The 18478-nt window shown below is 40.6% G+C and carries 15 protein-coding genes; all 15 read left to right on the top strand.

Annotated elements, in window-relative coordinates; all coding sequences use genetic code 11:
- Positions 1 to 201 precede the first annotated feature (201 nt).
- Positions 202 to 3378, top strand: a complete 3177-nt coding sequence (carB, locus tag I2432_RS06020; protein WP_206152483.1) for a carbamoyl-phosphate synthase large subunit — start codon at positions 202 to 204, stop codon at positions 3376 to 3378.
- 314 nt (positions 3379 to 3692) lie between these two features.
- Positions 3693 to 4955: an efflux RND transporter periplasmic adaptor subunit gene (locus I2432_RS06015; protein ID WP_206152484.1), complete on the top strand. Its 1263-nt coding sequence runs from the start codon at positions 3693 to 3695 to the stop codon at positions 4953 to 4955.
- Positions 4955 to 5665, top strand: coding sequence for an ABC transporter ATP-binding protein (locus I2432_RS06010; RefSeq protein ID WP_012677853.1), 711 nt, complete (start codon positions 4955 to 4957; stop codon positions 5663 to 5665). The genes I2432_RS06015 and I2432_RS06010 overlap by 1 nt, the downstream gene beginning before the upstream one ends.
- A gap of 11 nt (positions 5666 to 5676) precedes the next feature.
- Positions 5677 to 6900 carry an ABC transporter permease gene (locus tag I2432_RS06005; protein ID WP_012515737.1) on the top strand — a complete coding sequence of 408 codons (1224 nt, stop codon included), beginning with the start codon at positions 5677 to 5679 and terminating at the stop codon, positions 6898 to 6900.
- Positions 6893 to 7510: a TVP38/TMEM64 family protein gene (locus tag I2432_RS06000; protein WP_206152485.1), complete on the top strand. Its 618-nt coding sequence runs from the start codon at positions 6893 to 6895 to the stop codon at positions 7508 to 7510. The genes I2432_RS06005 and I2432_RS06000 overlap by 8 nt, the downstream gene beginning before the upstream one ends.
- 51 nt (positions 7511 to 7561) lie before the next feature.
- A complete protein-coding gene (locus I2432_RS05995) occupies positions 7562 to 7708 on the top strand; it encodes a hypothetical protein (protein ID WP_206158666.1) in 147 nt (48 codons plus the stop codon).
- A 248-nt stretch (positions 7709 to 7956) separates the two neighbouring features.
- The gene (gene rpsP, locus I2432_RS05990) at positions 7957 to 8229 is read left to right on the top strand and encodes a 30S ribosomal protein S16 (RefSeq protein ID WP_038674241.1); all 273 of its coding nucleotides are present in this window, start codon (positions 7957 to 7959) and stop codon (positions 8227 to 8229) included.
- A gap of 9 nt (positions 8230 to 8238) precedes the next feature.
- Positions 8239 to 8478, top strand: a complete 240-nt coding sequence (locus I2432_RS05985) for a KH domain-containing protein (protein WP_012515734.1) — start codon at positions 8239 to 8241, stop codon at positions 8476 to 8478.
- A 166-nt stretch (positions 8479 to 8644) separates the two neighbouring features.
- Positions 8645 to 9283 (top strand): recombinase family protein, encoded by a 639-nt coding sequence (locus I2432_RS05980; protein WP_043053154.1) that lies wholly within the window; start codon positions 8645 to 8647, stop codon positions 9281 to 9283.
- A 237-nt stretch (positions 9284 to 9520) separates the two neighbouring features.
- On the top strand, positions 9521 to 12976 hold the full coding sequence (locus I2432_RS05975) for an InlB B-repeat-containing protein (protein WP_249093144.1): 3456 nt from the start codon (positions 9521 to 9523) through the stop codon (positions 12974 to 12976).
- A 778-nt stretch (positions 12977 to 13754) separates the two neighbouring features.
- Positions 13755 to 14273, top strand: coding sequence for a ribosome maturation factor RimM (rimM, locus tag I2432_RS05970; RefSeq protein WP_111710604.1), 519 nt, complete (start codon positions 13755 to 13757; stop codon positions 14271 to 14273).
- Positions 14263 to 14994: a tRNA (guanosine(37)-N1)-methyltransferase TrmD gene (gene trmD, locus I2432_RS05965; protein WP_115251490.1), complete on the top strand. Its 732-nt coding sequence runs from the start codon at positions 14263 to 14265 to the stop codon at positions 14992 to 14994. Before rimM ends, trmD begins: the two co-directional genes overlap by 11 nt.
- Positions 14994 to 15986: an NAD(P)/FAD-dependent oxidoreductase gene (locus tag I2432_RS05960; protein ID WP_206158664.1), complete on the top strand. Its 993-nt coding sequence runs from the start codon at positions 14994 to 14996 to the stop codon at positions 15984 to 15986. The genes trmD and I2432_RS05960 overlap by 1 nt, the downstream gene beginning before the upstream one ends.
- 131 nt (positions 15987 to 16117) lie before the next feature.
- Complete coding sequence (locus I2432_RS05955; RefSeq protein WP_206152489.1) at positions 16118 to 17176, top strand: PTS sugar transporter subunit IIC; 1059 nt, start codon at positions 16118 to 16120, stop codon at positions 17174 to 17176.
- An 11-nt stretch (positions 17177 to 17187) separates the two neighbouring features.
- A complete protein-coding gene (locus tag I2432_RS05950) occupies positions 17188 to 18111 on the top strand; it encodes a 2-dehydropantoate 2-reductase (RefSeq protein ID WP_037580953.1) in 924 nt (307 codons plus the stop codon).
- The last annotated feature ends 367 nt before the right edge of the window (positions 18112 to 18478 follow it).

Raw genomic sequence — 18478 nt, 5'->3', positions numbered from 1 at the left:
TCATCGTCTCATGTGACAGACTGTTAAGTGTTTTATTTAATGCCGCCCTGTGAGACGGCAAATAATGAAAGGAGTAGGTACAAGGGGCTCGCTGCAGTCGAATACAGGCACAAATCCTAGTAACAAATAGATTTTGAAGCTTTATATTGGGCTCTTATACTTATTTTATTCGGATTGTTAAGGCCTTTTGTACCAGATATTATGGCAAAACGTACAGATATTAAAAAAATCATGGTGATAGGGTCTGGTCCTATTGTTATTGGGCAGGCAGCTGAATTTGATTACGCAGGAACACAGGCTTGTCTAGCCTTAAAGGAAGAGGGCTATCAGGTTGTTCTGGTTAATTCTAACCCTGCGACAATTATGACAGACAAAGAGGTTGCAGATAAGGTTTATATTGAGCCCCTGACGTTGGCATTTGTTAGTCGTATCTTAAGAAAGGAAAGACCAGATGCCTTGCTGCCGACCTTAGGTGGGCAGACCGGTCTTAATCTGGCGATGGAGCTGTCTAAGGCTGGCATTTTACAAGAATTAGGAGTCGAGCTGCTTGGGACACCCTTATCTGCTATTGACCAGGCAGAGGATCGTGATTTATTTAAGCAATTAATGAAAGAGCTGGGAGAGCCTATTCCAGAATCAGAGATCGTGACGACAGTAGAGGAAGCCATCAGCTTTGCAAATACCATTGGCTATCCTGTCATTGTCCGACCGGCCTTTACTTTGGGAGGTACTGGAGGTGGTATTTGCACCAACGAAGAGGCCTTGCGAGATATTGTGGAAAATGGCCTGAAGCTATCTCCTGTCACCCAGTGTCTGATCGAGCGCTCCATTGCCGGCTTTAAAGAGATTGAATATGAGGTCATGCGTGATGCTGCTGATAATGCACTGGTTGTTTGCAGCATGGAAAATTTTGACCCAGTAGGGATACACACTGGAGATTCAATCGTTTTTGCCCCGACACAAACCTTATCAGATGTTGAGAATCAACTGCTTCGTGATGCTAGCTTGAGGATTATTCGTGCTCTTAAGATTGAAGGAGGCTGTAATGTTCAGCTGGCACTTGATCCAAATAGCTTTAGCTATTATGTCATTGAGGTTAATCCGCGGGTGTCTCGCTCATCAGCACTGGCTTCAAAAGCAACTGGTTATCCAATTGCTAAAATAGCTGCTAAAATTGCAGTTGGCTTAAGGCTTGATGACATGCTTAATCCGGTCACAGGGACTACCTATGCCATGTTTGAACCAGCTCTTGACTATGTGGTTGCCAAACTGCCCCGCTTTCCATTTGACAAGTTTGAGCAGGGGGAGCGTCGTCTGGGAACCCAGATGAAAGCAACTGGAGAGGTTATGGCTATTGGTCGTCGCATTGAGGAATGCCTCTTAAAGGCTTGTCGCTCGCTAGAAATTGGAGTAGATCATAATGAATTGAAGGGCCTAGATACTATCAGTGATCATGAGCTGGTTGCTCATATTGTAAGGGCGCAGGACGATCGTCTATTCTATCTTTCTGAGGCCCTCCGTCGTGGCTATAGTATTGAAGAGCTAGCTGGCTTAACTAAGATTGATTTATTCTTTTTGGATAAATTACGTCATATCGTAGAATTGGAGCAAGAGCTTGTTAAAAAGCCAGTTGACATTGACTTGTTGACAGAAGCCAAGCGATATGGTTTTTCAGACCAAAAAATCGCAGAGCTTTGGCAGACTGATGCTGCAAGTATTAGACGGTTAAGGCGGGCTTATCGTGTCTTGCCAGTTTATAAGATGGTTGATACCTGTGCAGCTGAATTTGACTCACAAACGCCTTATTTTTACTCGACCTATGAGTGGGAAAATGAGTCAATCAAATCCGAGAAAGAATCTGTTATCGTCCTTGGCTCCGGTCCTATCCGCATCGGTCAGGGAGTTGAGTTTGATTATGCAACCGTACACTCTGTCAAGGCCATTCAGGCTGCAGGCTATGAAGCCATTATCATGAATTCCAATCCTGAGACAGTGTCAACAGATTTTTCGATATCAGACAAGCTTTATTTTGAACCCTTAACCTTTGAAGAGGTCATGAACGTTATTGAATTAGAGCAGCCAAAGGGAGTGATCCTACAGTTTGGCGGACAAACCGCTATTAATCTAGCAGAGCAGCTAACAAAGGCCGGAGTTCCTATTTTAGGCACACAGCTAGAGGACTTAGATCGGGCTGAGGATAGGAAGCTCTTTGAAAAAGCCTTAAAGGAATTGGGAATTCCTCAGCCTCCTGGGCAAACAGCCACTAATGAGGCAGAGGCCTTGGAGGCAGCGCGTGCTATTGGCTTTCCGGTGTTGGTCAGACCCTCTTATGTTCTTGGTGGCCGAGCAATGGAAATTGTTGAAAACGAAGATGATTTGCTTTCTTACATGAAAACAGCTATCAAGGCTAGTTCTGAGCACCCTGTTTTAATAGATTCCTATATTGTTGGTAAGGAATGCGAGGTAGATGCGATCTCTGACGGTCAATCAGTTTTAATCCCAGGGATCATGGAGCATATCGAAAGAGCAGGAGTGCATTCAGGAGATTCAATGGCTGTATACCCGCCGCAGCACCTGTCTAAACAGGTTCAAGACAAGATTGTTGATTACACCAAGCGTCTTGCTATAGGACTAAACTGCCTTGGCATGATGAATATCCAATTTGTGATCCAAAACGAGCAGGTCTATGTCATTGAGGTCAATCCTCGTGCTAGTCGGACAGTGCCATTTTTATCAAAAGTAACCAATATTCCAATGGCACAAGTTGCTACGAAGCTTATTTTGGGTCAGACCTTAAAAGACTTAGGCTATCAAGATGGCCTTTATCCTGAAAGCTCGCTTGTCCATATCAAGGCGCCGGTTTTCTCATTTGCAAAGCTTGCTAAGGTGGATAGCCTTTTAGGGCCTGAAATGAAATCAACAGGTGAAGTCATGGGTTCTGACCTAACACTTGAAAAAGCTCTGTATAAGGCCTTTGAAGCCAGCTATCTGCACATGCCGGAATATGGAACAATAGTTTTTACCATTGCTGATGACCATAAGCTGGAGGCTCTTGCCTTAGCTAGACGCTTTAGTGCTATTGGCTACCAGATCATGGCAACCGAAGGCACAGCTGCTTTCTTTGCTGACCAAGGGCTAGACTCACAGCTAGTCGGAAAGATCGGCGACAATGCTCATGATATCCCAGCCTTACTTAGAAAAGGACAGATTCAAGCTATTATTAATACTGTAGGAGCAAAGCGGGTGGCTGATCAGGATGGGCAAGTGATCAGAAGCTCAGCAATCGAACAGGGAGTTCCTCTATTTACCGCGTTAGATACAGCAGCAGCAATGCTTAGGGTTCTTGAAAGCCGTACCTTTAGCATAGAAGCTATTTAAACCTGATGAAGAGACTGAGAGAAAAGTCTAAACAAACGAACAAGTCTAGTTTTCTGAGATTTCGAAAACTAGGCTTGTTCTCTTTTTAATGAATGAGACTAGGTGATAAAGTTAAAGGACAACTCTTTTTGTCTTTGCCTCTCTTTAATATTACAAAAGTGTAAGCTAGTACAGCTTGAAAAACCATTATAATAGAGTTGTCATCTACATGATGGAGAGGCTGTTTTATTAAGCTTATCCAAGAAATTCTTGACAAGTTTTTAAAAACATCATATACTTGTCTTACAAAAATAGTACAAAAGGGGAGGACAGAAATGTCTAAAAGAGGAAAGATTAAGTTATCAACGAAAACCAAAGGCATTATCGCAGGTGCAGTTGCACTAACTGTGGTCGTTATCGGTGGAGTATTATGGAAGCAACAGCAAGATACCATCTCTGACCAAAATATCAAGCTGCCTTATTCTGCGGTAAATGTAACAGAAGGGACAATAGCCTCTTCAACCTTACTCTCTGGTACTGTTAAAGCTCTTTCAGAAGAATACGTTTATTTTGATGCTAGCAAAGGCTCAGACGCTACCGTTACGGTTAAGGTAGGAGATCAGGTTACACAGGGACAGCAGCTAGTACAATACAACACAACTGTACCACAGGCAGCTTATGATACCGCTGTTCGCAATCTCAATAAAATCGGTCGTCAGATTAATCATTTAAAAACGTATGGTGTTCCAGCTGCAACCACTGAGACAAGCAAGGACGAGGAGACAGGACAAGAAACCACCACAACTATTCAGCCCTCAGCCCAGCAAAATGCTAGCTATGCCCAACAATTGCAGGATTTAAATGATTCCTATGCTGATGCTCAGGCAGAGGTTAATAAAGCACAGCAGGCCTTAAATGAAACAGTAGTTGTCAGTGGTGTTTCAGGGACAGTTGTGGAGGTCAATAATGATATTGACCCGTCTTCAAAAAACAGTCAAACCTTGGTTCATGTCGCAACCGAAGGCAAGTTACAGGTCAAAGGGACCCTAACAGAGTATGATTTAGCCAATATTAAGGTTGGACAAGCTGTGAAGATTAAATCAAAGGTCTATGCTGATCAAGAGTGGACCGGAAAGATTTCTTATGTGTCAAACTACCCAACCGATGCCAATGCAGGTGGTTCAGCTGCAGGAGGCTCAGGCTCATCAAGCTCAACTGGTGCGACCTATGACTACAAAATTGATATCACGAGTCCGCTTAACCAGCTAAAGCAAGGCTTTACAGTGTCTGTTGAGGTTATCAATGAAGCAAAGCATGCCTTAGTACCAGTTACTGCTATCGTTAACAAAGGCAAGAAGCATTTTGTCTGGGTCTATGATGACTCAACTGCAAAGGCTAAAAAGGTTGAAGTAACCCTAGGCAATGCCGATGCTGAAAGACAAGAGGTAAGTGCAGGTCTAAAGGTGGGAGATATTGTCATTGCTAACCCAGATAAGAAAATCAAAGAGGGTGAAAAGCTAGGAGACGTTATTTCAGCGGACACAAAGGCATCAAAAGATTCTAAAAAAAGCAGCAAAGAATCCGAGGTGATTAAGTAGTGCCAGATGAGAAAAAAGAATTAATACAATTAAAAAATATTGTTAAAAGCTATCAAAATGGTGATCAGGAGCTACAGGTCCTAAAAGGTGTGGATTTGACTGTATATGAAGGTGAATTTGTCGCTATTATGGGGCCTTCTGGATCAGGAAAATCAACCCTGATGAATATTATTGGCTTATTAGATAGACCAACCTCAGGTGATTATCGTCTCAATGGGACTCAGGTTGAGCTCTTAAATGATCGAAAGCTAGCTAAGGTGAGAAACGAAGAGATCGGCTTTGTCTTTCAGCAGTTCTTTTTACTAGCAAAGCTAAATGCCCTACAAAATGTTGAGCTTCCTTTGATTTATGCGGGAGTTGGGGTATCAAAGCGTCGTGAATTGGCTAAGCAATTTTTAGAAAAGGTTGAGCTTGGTATGCGAATGAAGCATTTGCCATCGGAGTTATCAGGTGGTCAAAAGCAGCGGGTTGCGATTGCAAGAGCTTTGGTTAATAGCCCGTCTATTATCTTAGCTGATGAGCCAACTGGTGCCTTAGATACAAAGACTGGTGAGCAGATTATGAGGCTTTTGACGGAGCTGAATAAGGAAGGAAAAACCATTATTATGGTTACTCATGAGCCGGAGATTGCGGACTTTGCCACTCGAAAAATTGTTATTCGTGATGGTGAAATCACAGCTGATACAACAGAAAGTGTCAGAATTGACTAGGAGGAAAAGTGATGGAAAATTGGAAATTTGCTCTTAGTTCGATCTGGGGGCACAAGCTGCGTTCGATTCTTACCATGCTGGGAATTATTATCGGTGTAGCTGCTGTTGTCATTATCATGGGGCTTGGTGCTGCCATGACAAAGAGGGTTACCGATTCCTTTTCAAATGACCAAAAAGAGGTTCAGCTTTATTTCAAGGCAAAAGGAGATGAGGACAATCCCTACGCAGCCTTTGCAGTGCATGAAAATGAGCAAGAGGTCAAGCCTGAATGGCTAGAGCAGATTGTCAAAGCAATTGATGGGGTAGATTCTTATTACTATACCAATAATTCAACCTCTACCATTTCTTTTGAAAAAAAGAAGATGGACAGTGTGGCCATCACTGGGGTTAGTCAGGATTATTTTAAAGTCAAAAAATATGATATCGTTGCAGGTAGGACGCTAAATAGTAAGGATTATAAAAACTTTTCTCGCATTATCCTATTAGATACTGTCTTGGCTGACGAATTATTTGGCAAAGGTAATTATGAACAGGCTCTAAATAAGGTGGTTAGTCTAGATAGTAAGGACTACCTTGTAGTAGGTGTTTACAAGACTGATCAGGAGGTTGTTTCGTTTGCTGGTGGGATTTCTGGAGGAGCCATTATGGCCAATACCCAGGTGGCCTCAGAATTTCATGTTAAGGAAATTGGCTCTGTCTATCTTTATATTGGCGACGTTAAGCGAAGCCTTGAATTAGGAAATCAAGCAGCTGCTATGCTGACCACATTGTCTCATGTTAAGGAGGGCGAGTACGCTGTTCCTGACAATAGCCAAATTATTAATGACATTAACGCACAATTTAGTATCATGACCACAGTTGTTGGGTCCATTGCAGGAATTTCCCTTCTTGTGGGTGGTATTGGTGTTATGAACATCATGCTGGTATCTGTAACAGAGCGTACACGTGAAATTGGCTTGCGAAAAGCCTTGGGAGCAACGCGCTTGAAGATACTTAGCCAATTTTTGATTGAATCAGTGGTGTTGACGTTAATTGGCGGTCTTTTAGGGCTGCTGCTAGCACAGATGTGTGTAGGTGTGCTAGGAAATGCGATGCAATTAAAGGGAGCAGCTGTTTCCTTAGATGTTGCGGCTGTAGCTATTATCTTTTCGGCATCAATTGGTATTATTTTTGGATTGCTGCCAGCAAACAAAGCAAGCAAGCTTGATCCGATAGAGGCTTTGCGCTATGAGTAGCTTTGGTGTTTCACATTCGTTGTTAAAGAAGCTGTTTAAGATTCTTGGTGGCCTATCAATTCTGTTCTCCGTCATGCTTGTTGTCTACCTTATTAGGCAGTTAGATATTATTAATAATCCAAAGGCTTTAGCCCATTTAATCAAGGATCATCTCCTTATCGGTGCCATTTGCTTTTTTATCTTGCAAATTGTGCAGGTAGTTGTTCCTATTATTCCTGGTGGTGTGACAACAGTCGTTGGCTTTCTAGCCTTTGGTCCTATATTAGGCTTTATGTTAAATGTGTTTGGTATCTGCATTGGGTCCTTTATTCTGTTTAAGCTGGTGAGGACATACGGAAAGCCTTTTATCTTACTGTTTTTAAGTAAGGAGCAGCTACACTTTTATGAAGAGAAGCTATCAACGAAATTGTTTGAGCGCTTCTTTATTCTCAATATGATTTCTCCTCTAGCTCCTGCTGATGCTCTCATCATGATCACTGGATTGAGTCAGATGACCTACAAGCGCTTTTTACTGATTATCCTAATTTGTAGGCCCATTTCAATTTTGACCTTCAGTTATTTTTGGATTTATGGTGGGGAGTTCCTCAAGCATATCCTGATGCATTATTAGTGTGACGCTTAGCCAATACCTCAGCTTTAAAAGCAAGGTGGCTAAGTCATATTGGTAAAAAAAGGACGAGTGCCTGCATGTGCAGGGACAGTCCTTTTTGATATGATTATCAGTCTGTCTTGCCTTTTTGATGTGAAACAAATTGCTCCTTTGACGAGTGGTTATGCTTGCTTGATCAAATTATTGATGATTAAGTAAGGGTCACTAGAGTAGGCTAGCTTGGAACTGTATGCTTTCATAAAAGCAGCTGCCTACTATTTGACGTCAGCTAAGCAGCTAAGCTGATTGAAGGCTTTGAGCAGTAGCCAGCTTAGTCATCATAATCCTAAAAAGTGTCAAGAAAAAAACTTGACACACAATCAAAAGTAAAGTATACTGGTTAGGTAAGAAATGAGCAAGACTACATTTCTTGACTATTATCATTTAAAGAAAAGAGACATATTAAAATGGCAGTAAAAATCCGTTTAACTCGTATGGGTTCTAAGAAAAAACCTTTTTACCGTATCAACGTTGCAGATTCACGTGCACCACGTGATGGTCGTTTCATCGAAACAGTTGGAACTTACAACCCACTTGTAGCTGAAAATCAAGTAACTCTTAAAGAAGATCGCGTTCTTGATTGGCTAGGAAAGGGTGCACAGCCTTCTGATACAGTTCGTAGCCTTCTGTCTAAAGCTGGGGTTATGGCTAAATTCCACAATCAAAAGTTTTCTAAGTAATAAAAGCCTATGGATACCATTGAAAATCTCATTATCGCTATTGTGAAGCCCTTGATTTCACAACCAGATAAGCTTACTATTAAAATTGAAGATACTCCGGATTTTTTAGAGTACCATCTTGACTTGGATGCTCAAGACATCGGTCGTGTTATCGGAAAGAAAGGTCGTACCATCACAGCGATAAGATCGATTGTCTATTCGGTTCCAACTTTAGGAAAAAAGGTTCGATTAGTTATTGATGAAAAATAAGCTCTATTTTGAACAAGACTAATCTTAAAGCCTTGCTAGTTCTGTCTAGCAGGCTTTTTTTGTATCTTGAATCGTCAGGTCAAGACACAAAAGCAAGAACTCTATCTGACAGAGGTATCTGTATAACATCTTATGTATAACAATAGATCAAGCAGGAGGTTAAAAGATGAAATATGGGTATATACGCGTATCAACGAAAGAACAAAACATAGACAGACAGCTAAGTGCTATTTTAAAAGAAGTCGGTGACATGAAACAAATCTACATTGATAAGGCTAGCGGAAGGGACTTTGAGCGCAAGAAATACAAAAGACTGATCAGAACACTAAAGGAGGGTGATGAGCTCTATATAAAATCCATCGACAGACTGGGTAGAAGCTATGATGACATCATCAAAGAATGGCATCTCATCACCAAAGTGAAAAACGTTGACATCATCGTTTTAGATTTTCCCTTACTGAATACCAAACATCAAATCAATAATTTGACGGGAAAATTTTTATCGGACATCGTGTTACAAATCTTGTCTTATGTGGCTCAGATCGAAAGAGAAAACACTCATCAAAGACAAATGGAAGGCATCAAAGAAGCAAGGAAAAGAGGGGTTAAATTTGGACGAAGCAAAAAAGAAGTGCCTAAACAGTTTGATGATGTCGTCACGATGTGGGTCGATAAAAAAATCAGTCTAAGGGAAGGAGCAAAGCTTCTTGATGTCAGCCATACGACATTTTCCAAATGGATTCAAGAAAAGGGATATATGAGAGAAAAGAAAAAGAACCTTGATAAAATAAAGGCTCATAAGTGATAAAAAAGGTATAAATTAGTAAAAAAAGGTAGACTTTAATTTACAATTAAAAGTTGTAAACTAAAGTCTGTGACACATTGCTTAAAAGTCATTAATACCAAAGCAATTTACATCATAAAATTGCTTTTTTTATTATACCAGAAAGTGTCATGTAAAGTCTACTATTGTTTACAATTGTCATTAAAATATGTGAAATGGAGTTGTTAAATGAGACGAAAAAGAAAACTTCATAACATATTGTCATTGTTTTTAGTTTCTTTGCTTGTATTTGGAACAGTAGCACCGGCTGTTAAGGTCTTTGCTGAACCAATAGACACATTAACAGCTGAGCCAGCAGAACAAGCTAAGCTAGAGACCAATGATAATACTGATGAAGTAAACACGCAGAAAAATGAAACGACGGTAAGTAGTAGTGAACCATCAACTGAACCTCATGCAGAGATATCACATGAGGATAAGGGCAATGCTGTTGAAGCTAATATCTCTGACGAAGAAGCATTCGATGGCATGCAAAGGACAGCCAATGGTGTAACGGTAACCATAAATGCTGCTAAGGGTGTTTTTCCAAAAGGCACAACGGTTAAGGTGACAGATGTAGCAAAAGAAGATGTTAAGGCTATTATTTCAAATAAGGCGAAGCATGTTAAGGATGTGGCTGCAGTCGATATTACTTTTTACCACAATGGACAAGAAATTGAACCAAAGGGTAAGGTAGATGTCAAGCTTGCTACTCAAAAGGAGGTAGCAGGTGAGGAGCATAAGGTTGTTCATATCAAGGATAACAAGGAAGTTGAAGAGATTAGCACATCAAGCTCGACTAATGCAAGCTTTAAGGCTGACAGCTTTTCAATCTATGTCATCGTTGGAACAGATAAGCCTAGTGAACAACCAGAAACAGGTAAGCCGATAGAAAAACCAACCAGAAGGTATGAGTTTTACAGTCAGGGTAAGGTCGTTAATACTCAAATCCTTAAAAACGGTGAAAAATTACTTGAGCCATCAATTCCAAGCCTAATGGACAATGTTTTTGTTAACTGGAGTAATAAAGATGGTAGTGAGTTTAATGGCTTTGGTACCATCAATGATATTAGCAAAAAAGAAACTGTAGCCTTATATGCTAATTATACAAAAAAGCTAGCCATCAGATTTCATAATACCGTTGAAAAAAATATAATCGTGAAGGTGGGCGAAGAGGGCAAAAAGGTCAAAACAGACGATGTTTTCTTTGAAGTGTCCGTTGGCAACTATATTAACGGGTGGTCTAAAACACCTGATGGGACAGAGCCTGTCGGAAAGGAAATAACGGTAGGTGATCAGGATATTGATTTATACCCATTGATTACAGGTGGCCATTGGCTTTTCTTTAATGGAAATGAAAATGGTGGCAATCTTATAACGAAGCCCCTAGAGCCACAGTTTGTAAAGGAAGGAGCTAAGCCTAGTAAGGTTATCCCGGAAAGAAAGGGCTATGACTTTGCCGGCTGGTATGAGGATAAGGACTGTACAAAAGCACTCGATTTTAATAAAACCCTTTCTGAAAACAAAGAAATCTTTGCAAAATGGACGCCAAAGGCATCAAGCTATACGATACGAATTTGGCAACAACGATGTGTTAATGGTCAGTTTGTGCCAGATCATTATGTCTTGAATCATGTCAAAACGGTAGATGGTATATCAGATAGCTCTATCATAAAGGCTGCTGCTGAAAAATTAGCAACCAATTATGTTGAAGAATTAGCGAAAAAAGGTGATAGAAGAAACTGGTATGACTACTATCATTATGATTTTAATGCTGCTAAAACAACAATAGAACATGACAAGGTAAGAGGTGATGGAAGCTCTATTGTCAATGTTTATTATGATTTACACCCTTATACGTTTAAATACTACTTGAATAGTAAAAATGATAAACTAGATATCAATAACTATGACCTGCAATTGACGGTTAATGGTGAGCCATATTCTAAAGATGATTTTTATATCGTTAACAATGTTCATTTGGGTGAAGTGATAGATGACAGGAGACCAGATATTATTGTTAAACGTAAAGATGAAAAGGTAGAAGAAAGGGTCCGCATTGGCTGGGAGGCAGATCATGGTAGCAATCACCACTATTATTTGTTCAAGTCTGATTGGGAAAATAAGGCACATGGTGTTCCGCCACAATTGTTAGTAAGGGAAACTGAACCTGGTTTTGACATGTTGAACTTTTATCCTCTGTTTTCTACTGGAAAAATGATAAAAATTGTAAGGTTTGACTACTTTGAAACATTGGAAAAAGGGATTTATGAAGAACGTCGTGAGGAAGAAGAGAGTTCTATTACCGCTGCCTTTTCTTTTGGAAATCAAACTGGCTTTACAAGAGTACCATCAGATCAATCATATTCTGCCAAAATAAAGGTTAAAAGACCTGATGGTCGTACCGAAGAAGTGACTATTCCTGACAAAAAAGAACAGGTTGATCGTCAAACTTTCCACAATATTTATAATAGAAACTCTTACGAGCTGACATTCTTTAATAAGGATGTGGTTGAAAAATCATATAAGGGTGATCAGGCTATTCTTTATGGAACTAATATTCACGATAAGCTTTACACACCCAAAAAGCCACTTGATTTAAGTGAATTATACACCTTTAAAGGCTGGGCAAATAAAAAAGGTGACGTTTATGATTTGACTAAGTATAAGAAAATGCCGGCAGGAAATCTAGTTCTTTATGCCAAATGGGGCATTAAACAGGTAACTGTAACCTTTGACAGTAATGGTGGGACGCCAGTTGCTCCTCAAACCATAAATGCAGGAGAGGCTGTACCAATGCCGAAAGCCCCAACACGAGATAACTTTAAATTTGCAGGTTGGGTCTTGCCAAACGGCTCACCATTTAACGTTAATACGCGATTGACTGAGGATACAAGGTTAATTGCAAGATGGCTGGATAAGAGCGCCATTACCGTTGAATATGATCCAGGAACTGGAGCAAAAGCACCAGTTGATAGCAATAGATACATGGATATTTCCAACGCCAGAGTATTGGAAGCACCAAAAACATTACCAAAGGATAAGTTCTTTAGAGGCTGGGAGCTTGATGGAGTGGTGTATTATCCAGGACAATTTATGTTATTAAACTCACAGCTTGCTAAGAAGCAGCCAAACGGTACTTATAAGGTTACGTTACGTGCAGTCTATAGTGATGCAGCAGAAAAAACAAAGCTTATTTACCATTCAAATTTTGGTGATCATAAGACTGTTGAAGAAGACTATATCAATAACAGTGATGTCAAAATCTTAGGTATTAAGGATCTGCATTTTGAAAGGGAAGGCTATGACTTTATAGGCTGGAACACCAAGGCAGATGGCACAGGGTTATCATACAAGGTAGGCGATGATATTAGGGTAGATAATGACCTGCCGCTTCCTAATGAATTGTTTGCACAGTGGAAGAAAAAGGCAAGCAGTAGTGAAGGCAATCATAAGCCTAATAGCACTAAGCCAAATCGTCCGATAGTACCACCGACTACAAATGAAACCAAGCGTCCACATGCTTCAACAGCTACCAAACCGATGAAGCATCAAAATACCATCTTACCAAAGACTGGCGATGAGACCAATCTGTTCTTCTATGCTGGGCTAATGTTCTTATCAGCAAGCTTATGTCTTTTATTGGATATGAGGTATAGAAAAGTTGCAAAGTAGAATGATGCTGTGAGATAAATTTTAACAGCTGACGCAAGGTCTAATCCCTTTAGATAATAAGGATCAAAATGATATAAAAACGACACAATAAAAAAGGTTACTCATGCTGTGATGAGGCTCTCTTGTAGCATTTTCTTGGGACACCTGTGATAACATTGTCGTTTTCCTTTAAGGCGATGATAGCTGTTCTTGCTGGTCGATGAGCCTCTCACCTCTTCTTGAGAGGGCCTATGATGGCCCGATAGGCATAGGGAGACTATTTCCCCATAGGTTGATAGAAGCTGATACTTGTTTTTAAATTCTCAATGTTTCCATAATTATTGTGACAGATTGAACGGTTTTAATCTTCTCAATGCAAGTCAGCTTTGGTTCTACCAAGTATCCCTTTTGCTTGTTGGGCTATAATGAAACACTCCTGATTCTAGTTTATTAGATGCCAGCAGGAGTGTTTTTTGGATGCTTGTCAGCGAGGCGCAAGGCTGTTGTTTAGCAGATTTTTCATTCACTTGACTGAGCTTGGGCAAGGCAGGTCATGATGATTTGTTGATATAGGGGGATCAGGATTCTTTAGTATCAAGGGCTTTGCTTGCTAGGCTTAGCTGCTATAGCTGGGAGATTAATTTTTTGAAAGAGAAGTGCAAAATAAGGCAGAACATGTTACAATAAGGGGAGCTTCAAAGATAGGCTAGAGCGCTTAGGATGATGATATTTATGTCGTGTTGTCATGAAAAAATAGAGGTCTATCAAGCTATAGAGTCTAAGATGATTAGGAGTAAGGATGGAATATTTTAACGTTGGGAAGATTGTCAATACTCAAGGTTTGCAAGGAGAGATGCGAGTGCTGTCTGTGAGTGACTTTACTGAGGAACGATTTCAAAAAGGAGCTAGATTAGCTCTGTTTGACGATAAGGATCGTTTTGTGCAGGAGGTTGAGATTGCTAGCCATCGCAAGCACAAGCAGTTTGACATTATCAAGTTTAAGGGAATGTACCACATCAATGCTATTGAGCAGTTTAAGGGCTGCAGTCTTAAGATTGCTAAAGAGCACCAAGGCAAGCTAGCTGAGGGAGAATTTTACTATCACCAGATTATTGGTTTGGAGGTATATGAAAAGGATCAGCTAGTAGGACAGATTAAGGAGATTTTACAGCCTGGTGCAAATGATGTTTGGGTGGTCAAACGGCAAGGCAAGCGCGACCTGTTGCTTCCTTATATCCCATCGGTTGTTCTTGGTGTTGATATTGAAAAGGGTCGGGTAGACGTTGAGATTATGGAAGGCTTAGATGATGAGGATTGATATTTTAACCCTTTTTCCAGAAATGTTTGCTCCCTTGGAGTGCTCCATTGTTGGAAAGGCTAAGGAAAAGGGACTTTTAGATATTCATTACCACAATTTTCGTGATTATGCGGAGAAAGCTAGGCATGTTGATGATGAGCCATATGGTGGTGGGCAGGGCATGTTGCTGAGAGCGCAGCCCATTTTTGATACCATGGATAGTATTAAGGCTACAAAGCCTCGAGTGATTTTACTAGATCCTGCTGGTAAACCCTTTCATCAGTCTTATGCTGAAGAATTAGCTCTTGAGGAAGAGTTAATTTTTATTTGTGGGCACTATGAAGGCTATGACGAACGCATTAAGACGCTCATTACTGATGAAATATCTCTGGGAGATTTTGTCTTGACTGGAGGTGAGCTGGCTGCTATGACAATGATTGATGCAACAGTGAGACTGATTCCTAATGTGCTTGGAAAGCAAGCCAGTCATCAGGAGGATTCCTTCTCATCTGGGCTCTTGGAGTATCCGCAGTATACAAGGCCATATGATTATCGTGGCATGAAGGTGCCTGATGTCCTAATGAGCGGCCATCATGAGCATATTCGTCTCTGGCGTATGGAGCAAAGCCTAAAGAAGACCTATTTGAGAAGGCCAGATTTATTAGAGACTTATGATTTTTCTGATGAGGAAAAAAGGATTTTTGATAAAATCAAATCGGAGCTAAGTGAAGGAGAGAACTAGTGCAAGAAAGAATATATGATATCACCATCATTGGCGGAGGTCCGGTAGGCTTGTTTGCAGCCTTTTACGCAGGCCTGCGTGGTATGACTGTTAAGATTATTGAAAGCCTGTCAGAGCTAGGAGGACAGCCGGCTGTTCTTTATCCTGAAAAGGTTATCTATGATATTCCAGCCTATCCAGCCCTGACTGGAGCAGAACTAACACAAAAGCTTATTGAGCAGCTAAGCAGATTTGACGATCGCATAGCAGTGTGCCTGAAAGAAGAGGTCCTGTCTTTTGAGAAGGCTGATGGGAACTTTGTTATTCAAACAAGCAAGGCCAGACATTATTCTAAGGCCATTATTGTTGCTTGTGGCAATGGAGCCTTTGCGCCTAGGACCTTGGGCTTAGACAATGAGCAGTTGTTTGCTGATCATAATCTCTTTTATAATGTTCACAGCTTGAATCAGTTTGCTGGTAAGAGGGTTGTGATCTGCGGTGGTGGAGATTCTGCTGTGGACTGGGCTTTAGCCTTAGATGGCCTAGCTAAGAGTGTTACCCTTGTGCACCGGCGAGACGCCTTTAGGGCCCATGAGCATAGCGTAGAATTGTTAAAAAACTCTCATGTTACTACTCTTACCCCCTTTGTTCCCCTTGCCCTCGAAGGAGAAAATAGCTTTGTCAACAAAATGACTATTCAAAAGGTAAAGTCAGAAGAGGTGATGACGCTTGAGCTAGATAGTCTGATTGTTAGCTTTGGCTTTTCAACGTCCAATAAAAACCTAAAGCATTGGAATCTGGATTATAAGCGCTCAAGTCTTCTTGTTTCTCCCCTCTTTGAAACAAGTCAGGAAGGGATTTTTGCAATTGGTGACGCAGCAGCCTATGATGGTAGGGTTGATTTGATTGCCACTGGCTTTGGTGAGGCACCAATTGCTGTCAATCAAGCGATTAAGTATATTTACCCTGATAGGGATAATAGACCTGTTCATTCAACAGCATTGATTGATTAGTTTTATATGATATTTGGTTGAATATTCTGGATACATTGATAAAAATTAAAATAGCTGTGACAAAATGTTCTTTTTATGTTAGAATATTTTCGTGATGCTTTTCACACTATAATATTAAGAGAGGTCATGAAATGACGACAACAAATAAAGAGACCTTTAGTTCATTTATGAATAAGGTCTTAGCTGGTACAGCAATTGCGATTGTAGTTGCACTTATTCCGAATGCTATTTTAGCAACGTTTTTAAAGCCGCTTTTGCCAAATACTGTAGCAGCTGAATTTTTACATATCGTACAGGTTTTCCAATTCTTTACGCCAGTTATGGCCGGTTTTTTGATTGGGCAGCAGTTTAAATTTAACCCAATGCAGCAGCTAGCTGTCGGAGGGGCAGCTTATATCGGTTCTGGAGCCTGGGCTTATACAGAGGTTATCCAAAAAGGTGTTGCCACTGGGACCTTCCAATTAAAAGGGATTGGTGATCTGATTAACATGATGATCACAGCTGCGCTTGCAGTTTTAGCAGTGAAGTGGTTTGGTGATAAATTTGGGTCTCTAACCATTATTTTATTGCCAATTATTATTGGAACAGGTGTGGGCTACCTTGGCTGGAAGCTGCTTCCTTACGTTTCTTATGTGACGACCCTGATTGGCCAAGGCATTAATTCATTCACAACGCTTCAGCCAATTCTGATGTCTATTTTGATTGCCATTGCCTTTGCTCTTTTGATTGTGAGTCCTATCTCAACGGTTGCAATTGGTTTAGCTATCGGCTTAAATGGTATGGCAGCTGGTGCGGCCTCAATGGGTATTGCTTCAACAACTGCTGTTCTTGTGTGGGCAACTCTTAAGGTGAATAAATCAGGTGTTCCAATTGCCATTGCCCTTGGTGCTATGAAAATGATGATGCCAAACTTCTTAAAACACCCAGTTATGGCTATTCCAATGATAATGACAGCTATTGTTAGCTCTTTAACCGTTCCAATGTTTAATCTGATTGGAACACCAGCCTCATCTGGCTTTGGTCTTGTTGGTGCAGTTGGTCCTATTGCTTCACTTGCAGGTGGCAGCAATATTGTGATCATTATCATTGCTTGGTTGGTCATTCCATTTGGAGTTGCTTTTGTGGTACATAAACTTTGTAAGGATATCTTAAAGCTTTACAAAGAAGATATTTTTGTATTTGAAGGATAAGAGGAAAAAGCATGTTAGTTTATATTGCAGGCTCAGGAGCTATGGGCTGTCGATTTGGTTACCAAATCTCAAAAACAAACAATGACGTTATTTTACTGGATAATTGGGAAGCACATATTCAAGCGATTAAAGAGAATGGCTTGAAGATTTCAGGTGATGTAGAGGAAACCGTAAAGCTTCCTATCATGAAGCCAACGCAGGCAACTGAGCAGGCTGATCTCATTATCTTGTTCACCAAAGCCATGCAGCTGCCACAAATGCTGACTGATATTAAAGGCATTATTGGCCCTGAAACCAAGGTGCTTTGCCTATTAAATGGTCTTGGACACGAAGATGTGATTCGTCACTATATTCCAGAGCATAATATTTTGATGGGTGTTACCGTTTGGACAGCGGGTCTTGAAGGGCCTGGTCAGGTACACTTACAAGGAGTTGGTGCGCTTAATCTACAAAGTATGGATCCAGCAAACCAAGAGGCAGGACATCAGATTGCTGACTTGCTAAATGACGCTCAATTGAATGCAACTTATGATGATAATGTTGTCCCAAATATTTGGAGAAAAGCCTGTGTCAATGGTACAATGAATTCAACCTGTGCCTTACTTGATTGCACGATTGGTGAGTTGTTTGCCAGCGAAGATGGTTTAAACATGGTCAAAGAAATCATTCATGAGTTTGTTATTGTTGGTCGTGCTGAAGGCGTGGAGCTTAACGAAGAGGAAATCAGAGCTTATGTGATGGAAACCTCAGTGAAGGCTGCTCACCACTACCCATCAATGCATCAGGATCTTGTTCAAAATCACCGCTTGACTGAAATTGACTTTATCAACGGTGCGGTAAATACCAAGGGTGAAAAGCTTGGTATCGATACCCCTTATTGCCGCTTGATTACACAGCTAGTCCATGCCAAAGAGGATATTTTGAAGATCAAATAGGTTTAGACATAAGGAATCTGGGACAAAACAATTTCTCAGTACAGTAAAACGAGAGGCTCACAATAGGTGAATCTCTCGTTTTGTCTTGTTGGCTAAAAAGACTTTGTTTTAGAATCTTAGTATGAGGCAACGGCAGCAAATCCGTTGCTTTTTGACGTTGTAAGAGACTGGTGAGCGCTTTTTGAGGCTCTAATCAAGAAAGAGGAGGTTAACCATTAGCCTACAGCTATTGATGCGGGCAATGACTGATCAATCGGCAGTTATCGTCAAGGCAATGTGGGTACAAGATTGATTTTGAATGTTTTTGGAAGATAGTGCTTGACTTTGGAATAAAGTGTAGTATAATAGAACTGTAAACGATTTCAGA

Source organism: Streptococcus equi subsp. zooepidemicus (assembly GCF_015689395.1).
Lineage (GTDB): Bacteria > Bacillota > Bacilli > Lactobacillales > Streptococcaceae > Streptococcus > Streptococcus equi.
This window is presented reverse-complemented; position numbering and strand designations above follow the sequence as displayed.

Bases quoted from the DNA above. Each gene is read 5' to 3' on its own strand.
- I2432_RS05950 (WP_037580953.1), top strand. From the start codon at position 17,188: ATGTTAGTTTATATTGCAGGCTCAGGAGCTATGGGCTGTCGATTTGGT.
- rimM (WP_111710604.1), top strand. From the start codon at position 13,755: ATGGAATATTTTAACGTTGGGAAGATTGTCAATACTCAAGGTTTGCAA.
- I2432_RS05955 (WP_206152489.1), top strand. From the start codon at position 16,118: ATGACGACAACAAATAAAGAGACCTTTAGTTCATTTATGAATAAGGTC.
- I2432_RS05980 (WP_043053154.1), top strand. From the start codon at position 8,645: ATGAAATATGGGTATATACGCGTATCAACGAAAGAACAAAACATAGAC.
- I2432_RS06005 (WP_012515737.1), top strand. From the start codon at position 5,677: ATGGAAAATTGGAAATTTGCTCTTAGTTCGATCTGGGGGCACAAGCTG.
- rpsP (WP_038674241.1), top strand. From the start codon at position 7,957: ATGGCAGTAAAAATCCGTTTAACTCGTATGGGTTCTAAGAAAAAACCT.
- carB (WP_206152483.1), top strand. From the start codon at position 202: ATGGCAAAACGTACAGATATTAAAAAAATCATGGTGATAGGGTCTGGT.
- I2432_RS06000 (WP_206152485.1), top strand. From the start codon at position 6,893: ATGAGTAGCTTTGGTGTTTCACATTCGTTGTTAAAGAAGCTGTTTAAG.
- trmD (WP_115251490.1), top strand. From the start codon at position 14,263: ATGAGGATTGATATTTTAACCCTTTTTCCAGAAATGTTTGCTCCCTTG.
- I2432_RS06015 (WP_206152484.1), top strand. From the start codon at position 3,693: ATGTCTAAAAGAGGAAAGATTAAGTTATCAACGAAAACCAAAGGCATT.
- I2432_RS05985 (WP_012515734.1), top strand. From the start codon at position 8,239: ATGGATACCATTGAAAATCTCATTATCGCTATTGTGAAGCCCTTGATT.